General features: G+C 72.6%; 12 protein-coding genes. 4 read left to right on the forward strand and 8 right to left on the reverse strand.

Going from position 1 to position 12916, the window contains the following annotated elements:
- Positions 1-104: 104 nt before the first annotated feature.
- Positions 105-1046, reverse strand: coding sequence for a transporter substrate-binding domain-containing protein (locus AB0B48_RS15225; RefSeq protein WP_357201211.1), 942 nt, complete (start codon positions 1044-1046; stop codon positions 105-107).
- Between the two features lie 168 nt (positions 1047-1214).
- Here AB0B48_RS15225 and AB0B48_RS15230 point away from each other — a divergent pair, with 168 nt between their 5' ends.
- A complete protein-coding gene (locus AB0B48_RS15230) occupies positions 1215-1556 on the forward strand; it encodes a hypothetical protein (RefSeq protein WP_357201214.1) in 342 nt (113 codons plus the stop codon).
- Here AB0B48_RS15230 and AB0B48_RS15235 read toward each other — a convergent pair.
- From AB0B48_RS15235 to AB0B48_RS15265, 7 genes are all read right to left on the reverse strand, one after another.
- Entirely contained in the window at positions 1543-3039 is a 1497-nt protein-coding gene (locus tag AB0B48_RS15235; RefSeq protein ID WP_357201217.1) for a serine/threonine-protein kinase, read from the reverse strand. The two genes, AB0B48_RS15230 and AB0B48_RS15235, sit on opposite strands and share 14 nt — an antisense overlap.
- Positions 3040-3069: 30 nt before the next feature.
- Positions 3070-3573 (reverse strand): hypothetical protein, encoded by a 504-nt coding sequence (locus AB0B48_RS15240; protein WP_357201220.1) that lies wholly within the window; start codon positions 3571-3573, stop codon positions 3070-3072.
- A 199-nt stretch (positions 3574-3772) separates the two neighbouring features.
- Entirely contained in the window at positions 3773-7399 is a 3627-nt protein-coding gene (locus AB0B48_RS15245) for an adenylate/guanylate cyclase domain-containing protein (RefSeq protein ID WP_357201223.1), read from the reverse strand.
- Positions 7396-8232 carry an MBL fold metallo-hydrolase gene (locus tag AB0B48_RS15250; RefSeq protein WP_357201226.1) on the reverse strand — a complete coding sequence of 279 codons (837 nt, stop codon included), beginning with the start codon at positions 8230-8232 and terminating at the stop codon, positions 7396-7398. Before AB0B48_RS15250 ends, AB0B48_RS15245 begins: the two co-directional genes overlap by 4 nt.
- 123 nt (positions 8233-8355) lie before the next feature.
- Positions 8356-8817, reverse strand: coding sequence for a RidA family protein (locus AB0B48_RS15255; RefSeq protein ID WP_355006000.1), 462 nt, complete (start codon positions 8815-8817; stop codon positions 8356-8358).
- A complete protein-coding gene (locus AB0B48_RS15260) occupies positions 8814-8969 on the reverse strand; it encodes a DUF4177 domain-containing protein (RefSeq protein WP_007466198.1) in 156 nt (51 codons plus the stop codon). Before AB0B48_RS15260 ends, AB0B48_RS15255 begins: the two co-directional genes overlap by 4 nt.
- Before the next feature lie 44 nt (positions 8970-9013).
- The gene (locus AB0B48_RS15265) at positions 9014-9496 is read right to left on the reverse strand and encodes a hypothetical protein (protein ID WP_355006001.1); all 483 of its coding nucleotides are present in this window, start codon (positions 9494-9496) and stop codon (positions 9014-9016) included.
- Between the two features lie 626 nt (positions 9497-10122).
- Between AB0B48_RS15265 and AB0B48_RS15270 the strand changes: the two genes are divergently transcribed.
- Genes AB0B48_RS15270 through AB0B48_RS15280 form a run of 3 tightly spaced genes read left to right on the forward strand, consistent with a single transcriptional unit; the run spans position 10123 to position 12913 of the window.
- Entirely contained in the window at positions 10123-10704 is a 582-nt protein-coding gene (locus AB0B48_RS15270; protein WP_357201273.1) for a hypothetical protein, read from the forward strand.
- A 26-nt stretch (positions 10705-10730) separates the two neighbouring features.
- Positions 10731-11708, forward strand: coding sequence for an ArsA-related P-loop ATPase (locus tag AB0B48_RS15275; RefSeq protein WP_357201231.1), 978 nt, complete (start codon positions 10731-10733; stop codon positions 11706-11708).
- A gap of 53 nt (positions 11709-11761) precedes the next feature.
- Positions 11762-12913: an ArsA-related P-loop ATPase gene (locus AB0B48_RS15280; protein WP_357201234.1), complete on the forward strand. Its 1152-nt coding sequence runs from the start codon at positions 11762-11764 to the stop codon at positions 12911-12913.
- Positions 12914-12916: the final 3 nt, after the last annotated feature.

A 12916-nucleotide genomic window follows, 5' to 3' on the forward strand; every position in this document is an offset into this window, starting at 1 on the left:
ACGCGCTCCGCCCGTACCGTCGATCGGCGCCGCGTCGCCGCCGGACACTGACGGGCGGGGCGGCGGGACCGGCCCGTCGCCGCCGGTGGCGGTCGGCGCCGCGCTCACTTCGCGGGCGCCTTGTCGTCGAAGTCGACCAGCTTCGGCACCTCCAGCGGCTGCGGCTGGCGCTTCTCGGCCTTCAGCCAGGGGCCCAGGGTCCGGTTGTACGCGGTCTGCCAGGGGCTGGCATCTCCGTCGCGGCCCTGTACGTAGCTCTTCTGTAGGAAGAACGCGACCAGGTCGCGCAGTGCGGGATCACCGATCGGCACGCCGATGCCCAGCAACTCGCTGGTGCCGAACGGCATGTCCACGAGCTCGAACTCCTTCGGGAAGCTGGCCAGGAAACCGGCGAGGATCGACTCGTCGGAGCTGACCGCGTCGTACCGCCCCTTCCGGATGCCGTCGACGCAGTCGCCGACGTCCTTGACTACGAATGTCCTGACCTGGTGCTTCTCCAACTCGGCCTCGGTGGTGGAGCCGCCGCTCGTGCAGACCTTGTACGCCGGGTCGCGCAGATCCTCGATGGTGCGGATCCTGTCCTTGAGTCGGATCGGCACCATCACCTCCTGCGTGGTGACGAAGTACGGTCCGGCGAAGCTGACCAGCTGCTTACGGTCCTCCGTCATGGAGAAGCTGGACACCACCAGGTCGACGGTGCCACCTTGCAGCGACGGGATACGGTCCTCGGTCGCGACCGAGACGAACTCCAGCCGCTGGTCCCCCTCGTAGCCGAGGGAGGCCGCGATGTACCGGGCGATCTCGACGTCGAACCCGACGTGCTGGCCGTTTCGCAACTCACCCATCAGCGGCTCGTTGGTGGCGACACCGATCCGCAGCTTCGACTGACCGTAGATGTGCGTCTCGCGCATCTTCTCCTGCACGGAGGGCAGGTCCGGCTCCTTGCGGCTGTCGCAACCGGCCGCGGCGGCGAGCACGAGGGTGAGAGCGACCGCCAGCGTCGACGCGATCGAGCGGAGCCGGGACTGCGAACTGCCTGAGTTCATGGGCGACCTCGCTACCGGAAGGGCCTGCGGAACACCGAGAGTAGCGGTTCTTGTCCAATCCGTGTGCACGCGGTGGACCCTGTCGAATGGACGGCTCGGATCGACGTCGATCGGCGCGGCGGTCGGCTCTGCGGTTGACAGCCGGCCAGGTCGCGACATGCTGGACACGTGAGCCGATTGTCCAGACCCGATGCGCGCACGGTGGCGGTGCTCGCGGCGCTGGGAGCCCTTGCGCCGCTGGTCATGCTGGTCGTGTGGCGCCGACAGGACCTCCTCGGCGTGGTTCTCGCGCTGCTCTGCGTGCTAATGACCATGGTCGCCGGGGTCGCGGTCTCGGCCGCCCGTCAGGTCGACGATCCGGAGCCGGCGGACCGGTCGGCAGCTTTCGGGCCGCCCGAGCTGATGCCGTACGGGATCGACGCGGACACCCTCGATGCCCTCGACCCCAGGGACGCGTTGCGTGCGGTGCGTGACCGCCGACGCGGGTCGGACGGGCTCAGCGGCCGGTGAGCGTGGGCGCGGTGAGCGCGTCCACGCCGCGCCCCGCCAGACACCGGTAGGTCCGGTCAATGCTGCCGTCGATCGGCGGTAGCACCTCCAGGTGCCAGCCGGTCGCCTCACCGATCCCGGTGGTCAACCGGAACGTCGTGGCGCTGCACACCTGCCGCACCGGCTCGGCGGCGGTCACCTCGTCGTAGTCGGCGCCGACCAGCGACACCGGCAGGATGCCCTCGGCGTACGTCTCCCAGGTGTGTCGGCCGGCGCAGGACAGCCGAGCCGCCTCGGCGCGGCTGCCGCGGATCCGCATCGGGCCGAAGCACTCCAGCTCGGGCAGACACCGGGCCCCCTCGGGCAGGGCGGTGGGCGCACCGGTGCCGGTGGAGCAGCCGGGCAGCGGCCCGGTCGCCGGTGCGGCGATCTGGGTGGCCGACGGGTACGGGGTGGTTGGCGGTGCCCGGTCGGCGACCCAGGCACCGGCGGTCGCGGAGGCGGCGAGCGCGAGCACCCCGGCACCGCCGAAGAGCCAGCGCCGCCAACGCCGACCGGTGGGGTCCGCCCGCTGAGTGTCCTCGATGGGCGATCGGGGCACCGGCTGGCTGGCCGCGTACGGGCCGGAGAGCGTCGCGGCACCGCTGACCGGAGCGCCGCTGACGGGTGCCGCCGGCGAGCCGAGTGGCAGGTTGTTGAGCAGGTCGTGCAACTCCAGGGCGGACGGACGCTCGCCCGGATCGTTGGCCATGCCGACGCGCAGCACGTCGATCAGCTCGTCCGGCACCCCGGGCAGCGAGGGGAGCGGCTGGTTGAACATCTCCAGCACGGTGACCAGGCTCGGGTTGCGCTCGGACTGCCAGCGCGGCGGCCGCCCGTGCATCACCGCGTAGAGGGTGGCGCAGAGCGCGTACACGTCGACGGCCGGGGACGGCGGGCTGTGGCTGAACATCTCCGGCGGCGCGTACGCCGGGGTGAGCACCTCCAGGGTGACCGAGGCGTCCCGGTGCTCGGCGAGGACGGCGAGCCCGAAGTCGGCGAGCACCGCCGAGTTGAAGTGCGAGTGGAGGATGTTCGCCGGTTTCACGTCCCGATGCAGCACCCCGGCGGCGTGCGAGTGGGCCAGCGCGTCCGCGATCTTGATGCCGAGGTCGCGGGCCTCCACCGGGCCGAGCGGTGAGGTGCGCATCCGTTCGGCGTACGAGCCGTCGCAGAGCTCCATGATCAGGTAGGGGTGCTGATCGACTGTGACCCCGACGTCGAAGAGGTCCACCACGTGCGGGTGGGACGACATCCGACCGGCCGCCCGCGCCTCGCGCAGGAAGCGGGCCTGATCGCGCTCGCTGTCCAGCGTCCGGTTCTCCACTTTGACGGCGACCTCGCGACCCACGGAGATCTGGGTGGCCCGGTAGACGGTCGCGTACCCGCCCCGGGCAAAGACCCGCAAATCAGTCAGGCCGGGCACGATCGGCACTGGCACGCCGCCGGTCGGGGTGTCGGTCACCGCTCGAAAATACCCAACCCGACCGATGGCTCAGCGCACCGCGTCCGCCGGAGCCGCACCGGCGGGACCGGTACCCTCCTCGGCGACCGCAGTCGTCCCGGCACCCTCGGACGATCCGACCCCGCCGGCCGGGGTTCCCCGCCGGGCGTCCAGACGCAGGCCGACGGCGGTGGCCACGGCGCCCAGCCCTTCCCACGCCGCCACCCCGAAGAACCGGTCGGGAGCTATGTCGGCCAGCACCGCGATGGTGAACACGGTGAACGTGACCAGCCGGAAGACCACCGTGAACCGGTAGAACGCCCGCCACTCGGTCACCGTGGCGAGCAGGTAGTAGACGCCCATGTTGAAGGCCGCCATCGAGGACGCCAGCAGGAACGTCCCGGTGTGATCACCGACGGCCCGCGTCGCCGGCACCTCGAACCCGAGCATGCGCAGCTGCGCCTCCGGCCAGAGCAGCCCGACCGCGCCCATCACCAGCGCCAACACGCCGAAGACCGCGATGGTCCAGCCCGCGATGGATCGCGGCAGCTTCATGAAGGGCCTCCCCAGGCACGGCGAGGGTCACCACTGTGGACCCGTACGCGGTGGTGACACGCTAGCCGCTCCCCCCGACCACCACATCCCCAGAACCGGCAGAACCGGCACCCCCCGGGGTCGCGTTGATCAAGAGCTTTCGGTCACCGGCGGGCCGGAATCTGACCGAAACCTCTTGATCAACAGCAGTGGGCGGAGGTCAGACCAGGGCGGACAGGCGGGTTTGCAGGGCGTCGGCTGCCGCTCGTTCGCTGCGCTGCTCGGTGGCGTACGCCAGGCGAACGGCCTCCTGCGCGCAGGACAGCGCCTCCGCCGGACGACCGCAGGCAGCCAACGCCTCGGCCAGCACACTCGCCGCGATCACCTGGCTGCGCACGTCCTCGGCCGGCGCGGTGACCGCCCGACGAGCCCAGTCCAACGCCTGCTCCCGCTGACCGTGAGCGAGCAGCGCCGCAGCGTACTGAGCCATCGTCTGACGACGGGAGAACAACAGCGAGGGTGCGTTCGCGGCGGCAGTGGCCACCGGGGCGAGCAGCCCGACCGCTGTCGCCGAGTCGCCGGCGGCGAGACGGGCCGTCGCCAGCAACACCCGGGGCGCCACCTGCGCCGGGGCCTGCGGGTTGTGCGGCTCCACGGCGGTCAGCACCGCGCGGGCCACCCGCTCGGCCGTCTCGCAGTCGCCCATGTCCAACGCGACGAAGCCGCGCAGCGTGCCGGCCATTCCGGTGAGCAGCGGATGCGAGGTGCGCTCCGCGTACGCCAGGGCGTCGGTGAGCAGGTCCGCAGCGTGCTCCGGCTCGCCCAGGCCGCGCGCCACCACCGCCCGGACCACCAGGGCGAACCCGCGCCCCCAGTCGTCGGACGCGGCGGCGAACTCCCGGTACGCCCGCCGGGCCTCCCGGTCCGCCTCGGCCAGGTCCCCCAGCTCGGCAGTGGCGAACGCCGCCACCGCCCGCAGCGTGCCCACGGCCCACGCCTCACCGACCCGCTCGCCGAACGGCAGGAACACCTGCGCCATCCGACACGCCTCGCGCAGCCGGCCGGCGAGCAGCCGGGCGAACGCCGTGGTGCCGCGCAGCCAGGCCCGCCCGTACGGGTCCTTCAACTCGGCGAAGAGTCGGGCGGCCCGGCCGAGCACCGCGTCGGTCCCGGCGAAGTCACCCCGGGTGGTGGTCACCCAGGCCAGGTTCTGCAGGGACCACGCCTGCCCGCGTCGATCCTGCGCACCGAGGCTGACCTGGTACGCGGCCGCCAACCGGCTGCTCGCCTGACTCAGCCGCCCCGCCACGAAGTCGGCCATGCCGAGCCGGCGCATCGCCGTGGCACGCTGCGTGGGCAGTCGGCCTTCGGTGGCCACCTGCAACGCCTCCTGCCAGGCGGTCACCGCCCGGCCCTGATCGCCGAGGGTCTCCTGGGCCTGCCCCGCCAGCAGGAGAGCACTGACCCGGGTGACCTCGTCCCCCGCGTTCGCGGCGATCTTCTCGGCGTACGCCAACGCGTCGGCGACCCGGCCGACCTGGAGCAACGCCCGCGCGTGCACCACCCGGTCGGCTGCCGGCACCCCGTCGCGGGCCAGTTCGGTGGCGCGCTCGGCGTACTCGACGGCCATGGCCGGCTCACCGGCGGAGAGCGACCGGCGGGCGGCCCGTCCGAGCGCGGCCACGCCGAGCGGAACCACCGCACGGGCCGGCGCGTCCGGGCGCAGCTTCACCGCGTCGGCGAGCGTGGCGGCCCGCTCGACGTGCATCGCCACGAAGTCGTCCCGGGCCTCGTCGGTGAACCCGCCGACAGTGCTGACGGTGGCCTCGTCGGCCGGCGCCGCCCACCGGGCCAGCGCGGCGTGCCGCTCGGCCAACTCGGCCTTGCTCACCCCGGCGTACGCGGCCTCCCGCATGAGCGGCGTCGCGAACGAGTAGCCGGTACGAGAACGGTGCAGCATGCGGCGTTGCAGCAACTCCTCGACCGCCCGGTCGAGCTCGACGGCGACCACTGCCGACGGCCTGCCGTCGCGGCCACCGCGCAGCTCCCGCATCGCCTCCAGCGCGCCGGTCGGCACCGTGTCACCGGTGACCGCCGCGTCGCGCAGCACCGACCGGGCGTCCGGCGGCAACGCGTCGATTCGGGCCGCGAGCACGGCGGCGAGGTCCCGGGAGAGCAGCCGGCTGCCCAGCGACCCCGGCACCAACCGCCAGCCGTTCGCCCCACTCTGGTCCCGATCGCCGGAGCCTGGCCGGTCAGCGGCGGCACGGACAGATTCCGTGGTCAGCGCGCCCCGTTCGATAAGCAGGGTGACCAGCTCAGCCAGGTAGAACGGATTGCCCTGCGCGGTGGCGAGCAACCGGTCGGTGTCGGCCTGCGGCAGCTTGCCGCCGCCGAGGTAAGTCGTGAGCAGCCGGGCCGCGTCGGCACCGCGCAGCGGCGGCAGCGAGTGCACCTCGGCGTCCGCGACCCGGGTCAGCGCCCCAGCGGTACGCACCAACTCGGGGCGGCCGAGCAGCAGCACCAGCACCGGGCCGGTGAGCTTGGACAGGGTCAACCCGAGGACCTTGATCGTCTCGGCGGTGGCATCGTGCAGGTCGTCCACCACGATCACCAGCGGCGCCTCCGAGGCGAGCCCACTGAGCAGATCGGCGACCGCGTTCGGCACCACCTCGGCGTCTGCGGCCGGAGTGCCCGAGCCGCCCCACTCGCCGCTGTCGCCGCCGGTGTGCGCCGGGAGTTCGGCGTAGCCGAGCAGGGCCAGCAGCTGCTCCGTGGCGATCGGCGGTGTCTCCGCACCGGAGCGGGCGAGCCGCTGCCCGAGCCGGCGCAGCCGCTCCTCGACCGCCGGGCGGGTCAACGCGGTGGACGCGTCGCTGGGCAGACCGACGGCGGCCCGCACCAGATCGGCCAGGGGCGCGAGCCGTCGCCGCTCCCCGAACGCGGCACAGCGCACCGAGAGCACCCGGGCCCCGGTGTGCGCCGCGTACCGGCCGGCACCGACGTCGTAACCGGCGGCGAGGCGTTCCACCTCGGCGGCGAACCGGGACTTGCCGATGCCCGCCTCGGCGGTCATCAACAGCACCCGCGGGTCGCCCTGGTCGATCACCTCGGCGAGCCGGCCGGCGACCCGGCCGATCTCCGTCTCCCGGCCGACGTACGGCGCCTCGTCGCCGAGCCCCGAGCGGGTGCCCGGCGCGTCCAGCAGACCCAGCAGCTCGTACGCCTCGACCGGCTCACGCTTGCCCTTGAGCCGCAGCGGGCGCAGCGCCCGCCAGGAGGAGACGTGCCTGGTGGCCGCAGCGGTGCGTCCACCGGCGTAGACGGCCCCGACGGCGGCGGCGTCGGCGAGCCGGGCCGCTGTGTTCACAGTGTCGCCGATGACCGTGTATTCGATTGCGGCCTGGATGCCCGCGATGACGTCGCCGGTGTTCAGCCCGACCCGCAGCCCGAGCGGCGCGCCGCCGCCCCGCTCGTCGTCGAGCACCCGGCGGACGGCCCGTTGCATGGACAGAGCGGCCCGGACGGCGCGTTCGGCGTCGTCCTCGTGCGCCACCGGGGCACCGAAGACCGCCATGATGCCGTCACCGGTCAGCTTGTCGACGTGCCCGCCGAACGTCTTCACGGCACCGGCGAGGGCGGCGAGCACCCGGTCGGTGACGGCGCCGACGCGCTCCGGGTCGAGATCCTCCGACCAGGAGGTGAACTCGGAGAGGTCGCCGAAGAGCACCGTCACCACCCGGCGCTCGGCTGCCGGCAACGTGGCGGCGGCCGGCAGCGCGGCGCCACAGTTGTGGCAGAACCGCGCACCGGGAACGGCAACGGTTCCACACACGGGGCAGGTCACATGTGCTCCAACCCACTGACCCCGGGCGCGGATTCCCCGGTGTCGACGCCCAGATACTCCAACTGGGCCCGGACCGACCATTCGGCCGCCCACCAGAGTGAGCGGTCGACGTCCGCGTAGACCGTCGCCACCACGTCGGCGGGGGTGTGGGCGCCGCCGGCGACCGCCGCCCGGACCTGGTCGAGCCGGGCCCGGCGGTGGGCGAGGTAGAAGTCGGCGGCGGCGGCGCAGTCGGCCAGCGCCGGGCCGTGTCCCGGCAGCGCCGGGATTCCCCGGTACGCGGACAGCAGCTCCAGGCTGCTCAGATAGTCACCGAGGTGACCGTCGGGATGGGCGACCACGGTGGTGCCCCGGCCGAGGATGGTGTCACCGGTGAGCACCACCCGCTCGTCGCCGTGCTCGACCAGGAAGCAGACCGAGTCGGCGGTGTGCCCTGGCGTCTGCAACAGCCTGATGTGCAGACCGAAGCCGCCGAAGTGCTCGCCCGGCTCGGTCAGCGGCTCACCACCGATGGTGTGCGCCGGGTCGGCGGCGAGCACGTGCACGCCGCCGAGCAGCTCACTCAGCCGGGCCGCGCCCTCGGTGTGGTCGGGGTGGCCGTGGGTGATCAGGATCAGCCCGACCGGGCCGTGCTCGGCGATCCGGGTCAGGTGCCCCTCGTCCGCCGGCCCCGGGTCGACAACGATGCCGGACTCGGCCGCCGGGGCGCGCAGCACCCAGGTGTTGGTGCCGTCGAGGGTCATCGGCCCCGGGTTCGGCGCACGCAGCAGTGAAACCCAGCGGGGCAACTCGTCGGCAAGCGCCGCCACCGCCCCCGTCACGTGCCCGCTCATGGCTGCGATCGTACGACCCCGCTCGCCACACCCCACGATCTTGCACTTGCGGCCCCTGATTCATCCCCGTTCAGGGCTTTCGTCCGGGCAGAAAGTGCAAGATCGGGGGGCGATGGGGACGCGTCAGGCGACCTCGACGATCAGCTCGATCTCCACCGGGGCGTCCAGGGGCAACTCGGCCACGCCCACCGCGCTGCGCGCGTGCCGGCCGGCCTCCCCGAAGACGGTGCCGAACAGATCCGAGGCACCGTTGATCACGGCGGGCTGACCGGTGAAGCCGGGCGCGGAGGCCACGAACCCGGTCACCTTGACCACCTTGACCACGTTCTCCAGGCCGACCAGCGAGTCGACAGCGGCCAGCGCATTGAGCCCGCACCGCTGGGCCAGATCCTTCGCCTGCTCGGCGGAGATCCCGGCGCCGACCTTGCCGGTCGCCAGCAACTTGCCCTCGGCCATCGGCAACTGGCCGGAAACGTACACGTGCTGCCCGGACTGCACGGCCGGGACGTAACTGGCTACCGGCGGCACGACCTCGGGCAGTTCGAGACCCAGCTCGGCGAGCTTCGCGTGCGGACCGTTGCTCACGCCTTGGGCCGCTTCAGGTAGGCGACCAGCTGGTCCGGGTTCGGGCCGGGGACCACGGCGACGAGCTCCCACCCGTCCTCGCCCCAGTTGTCGAGGATCTGCTTGGTCGCGTGGACCAGCAGCGGGACCGTGGAGTATTCCCACTTCTGCATCGCTGAAGGGCTCCCTCTCGGTGCGGAATTGTTCGAGGGACAGCCTACGGTCCGCTGGCCGGACGAGGTACGGGACGCTGCTCCGGCGCGGCCGGCAGCTCCCCGCAGCACCCTTCGTGCTCGTACCCCTGGGGGCAGCGGGACCGATCGGGCAGCAGCAGGTCACAGAAGACCCGGTGCCGGTTGTTCTGATCGTCGGCGTTGGAGACGGTGGTCTCGCCGGCGTCCAACTCGGGCAGGAAGCCAAGGGACACCGCGACCCGGCCAGCCAGCACTGTCGCCGCCGCCAGATTCGGCACCCGGATCGGCAGGTGGATGACGAAGCCCGGCTCGTCGTCCTCGCGGGTCCGCTCGGCGGGCTGGCTCGGCACCCGGGCCGTCTCCGCCTGCTCCGGCATCCGGCGGTACGACCGTTCGTTGATCGGCTGGTTGGTGACCTGCCCGCCGGCCTCGACCACGGACCCGAGCCGGCGGGGCCGCTCGTTCGTCGGGAACTGGGTGCGAGGGATGTTGTCCGCGTCGCGCATGCACTGCCTCCGGTCGTACCTCTCGGACCATGCTTCCGGCCCGGACCCATTCGTCCGTTCCGGCCCCCGCACGGGGACGAAGGTAGGTCTGTGGCTGCGGTCCCGCCAACAGGACGCGCACAAGAGGTCATCAACAGTCACATATGCGACACACCGCAGGTCGGAGGCCCGACACCGAAACCGGCGCGGGTACCGCTCACCGGATCGCCGGCCCGCTCGACAGGCAGGGGCGACACCGATCCGGTCATCGACCGCTACCCTTCCGGTCGGACGGTCGCGCAGCGCCCGGCCGCCCGCTCGATCACGCTCGGCGCCAGGGGTGGCGGCGGGCGCCGCACCCCTGGGGGAACGACATGACCCACCCGCCCAGCGGCGACCAGGCCGGCACACCCGCCCACCCGCCGGCCCACCCGGATCCCGCCGGTCAGCCCGGCGCACCGACCATCCCCAGCCAGCCGACCCCCGCGCCGCCGCCCGGGCAGGTCGCTCTCCCCGCCTCGCCCGCTCAGCCGGCACTCCCCGCCGCCCCCACCTCACCGGCCTTCCCCGGGCAGCCGGCCTTCCCCGGGCAGCCGGCCCTCCCCGGGCAGATCGGCGGCCCCAGCCAGCCGGTCTTCCCCGGGCAACTGGGCGGCGCCGGGCAGCCGGAAGGGCCTGGCGGCCCCTCCTCGGCGGCCGCACCGACGCAGCCGGGTGCCCCGAACTCCTCGTCGATCCCTCCGGCCCCGCCGGCCTATCCGCCCTACCAGGGCACGCCCGCGCCGAAGAAGAAGCGCGGTCTGCTGATCGCGGCGATGGCCCTGGTCGTGATCATGGTGCTCTGCGTCGGGGGTGGCGTGGTGGCCTTCCTGACCCTGCGCGATGCCGAGACCGGCGAGGGTGCCAAGGAGCCGGCGGTCGCCGTCGACGAGTTCCTCACCGCGGTCTACAAGGATCGCGACGCGACCAAGGCGGCCGGTCACGTCTGCGCCGCTTCCCGCGACGACGACAAGATCGCCGCGAAGGTGGCCGAGGTGGAGAAGTACGCCTCCACCTATCAGAACCCGCGTTTCCGGTGGACCACCCCGAAGGTGGACAACCAGACCGGGGAACGGGCCACCGTCTCCACCCGGCTCACCATGACCACCGCCGACGAGAAGGTGGCCGACCAGGAGTTGCGCTTCACTGTGGTGCAGAAGACGGGTTGGTGGGTCTGCGAGGTCGCCTGACCGCCCAGCCTGGATAGGCTCGACGGGTGTGTGCAGCTGAGCGTCCGATCGACCCGGCCGGTACCGGGTGGCCCGCCCGTCTCCACGTGGTGACCGGCAAGGGCGGCACCGGTAAGACCAGCGTGGCGGCGGCGCTGGCCATGGCGCTCGCCGCCGGCGGCCGGCGCACCCTGCTGGTCGAGGTCGAGGGGCGGCAGGGCATCGCCCAACTGTTCGGCATCGAGCCGCTGCCCTACGAGGAACGTCACCTCGCCGACGCGCCGGACCGCGGTGAGGTGCGCGCGCTCGCCGTGGACGCCGAGGAGGCGTTGCTCGAGTACCTGGACATGTTCTACAAACTGGGCGCGGCGGGCCGGGCACTGCGCAAGCTCGGCGCCATCGACTTCGCCACCACCATCGCGCCCGGCCTGCGGGACGTCCTCCTCACCGGCAAGGTGAAGGAGGCCACCACCCGCAAGACCGGGCAGCGGCGCGCGTACGACGCGGTGGTGCTGGACGCCCCGCCGACCGGGCGGATCGGCCGGTTCCTCAACGTGACGGCGGAGACGGCCCGGCTGGCCAAGGTGGGCCCGATCAAGACCCAGAGCGAGGGGGTCGCCGCGCTGCTGCGGTCCCCGATGACAGCGGTGCACGTGGTCACGCTGCTGGAGGAGATGCCGATCCAGGAGACGGTCGACGCGATCGCCGACCTGACCGCCCTCGGCTTCGGCGTCGGAAAGGTACTCGTCAACGGAGTCCGACCGCCGCTGCCCGTCGGAGCGGCGGTCACCGCCGCCGAGTTGAAGCGCGGGCTGGTCGCCGCCGGGCTGCCGGCCGATCGGGACACCGTGGCCGGGTTGCACGATGAGGCGCGCGACCAGCTCATCCGGCGCGAACTGGAAGATTCGCTCCGCGCCGACCTGGTGGAGTTGGGGCTGCCGATGATCGAGCTGCCGTTGCTGCCCGACGGGGTGGATCGGGCGGGGCTCGCAACGCTGGCCCAGGCCCTCATCCGCGCCGAATGACTCACACCTGAGCGCAGCACGGGCGCGCGGACCCACCGGCCCGATACGCTCGATTGGTGCCTTCCGAAGACGCGGCGCCGCAGCTGGACGTCGACCAGATCCTCGCCGACCCAGGCGTGCGGATCGTCGTGTGCTGCGGTGCCGGCGGAGTGGGAAAGACGACCACGGCCGCGGCGCTGGCGCTGCGGGCCGCCGAGCACCACGGCCGACGCACTGTGGTGCTCACCATCGACCCGGCCCGCCGGCTGGCCCAGTCGCTGGGCCTGACCGAGCTGGACAACACCCCTCGCCAGGTCAAGGGGATCGACGTCGAGAGCAGCGGCGGCGAGTTGCACGCCATGATGCTGGACATGAAGCGCACCTTCGACGACGTGGTGTTGCAGCACACCGACCCGACGAAGGCCGCGGAGATCTTCGCGAACCCGTTCTACCAGGCGATGAGCTCGACCTTCGCCGGCACGCAGGAATACATGGCGATGGAGAAGCTGGGTCAGTTGCACGCCCGGGGCGAGTGGGACCTGATCGTGGTGGACACCCCACCGTCCCGCTCGGCACTGGACTTCCTGGATGCGCCGGCTCGGCTCTCCCGTTTCCTCGACGGCCGGATGCTGCGACTGCTGCTGGCTCCGGCGCGCAGCGGCGGGCGGAGCATGTTCAGCCTGGTCACGGCCTCGTTCGGGATGTTCTCGAAGGTGGTGCAGAAGGTGCTCGGCGCGCAGCTGCTCACCGACCTGTCCGGCTTCGTGGCGGCACTTGATTCGATGTTCGGTGGTTTCCGGCAGCGCGCCGAGCAGACGTACCGCATCCTCCAGGCTGGGGAGACGGCCTTTCTGCTGGTCGCGACGCCGGAGCCGGACGCGGTCCGGGAGGCCGCCTACTTCGCGGGCCGGCTGCGCGACGAGCGAATGCCGCTGGCCGGCCTGGTGCTCAACCGGGTGCACCGCCCGGCGGTCCCGGCGCTGGACGCCGAGCAGAGCCAGGTCGCCGCCGAGCGGCTGACCCAGCTGGGTGGGCATGAGGCCACCGCCGAGGTGTTGCGGGCGCACGCGGCGTTGGCTCGTCAGGCGGTACGCGAGCAGCAGGTCGCCGCGCGCTTCACGGAGGCCTTCCCGACTGTGCCGGCGGTTTCGGTCACGGCGCAGCCCGCCGACGTGCACGACGTCGACGGGCTACGGACGATCGGCGCGGCGATCAGCCGGTCGTGACCG

This window comes from Micromonospora sp. NPDC049089, from assembly GCF_040648775.1.
GTDB lineage: Bacteria > Actinomycetota > Actinomycetes > Mycobacteriales > Micromonosporaceae > Micromonospora.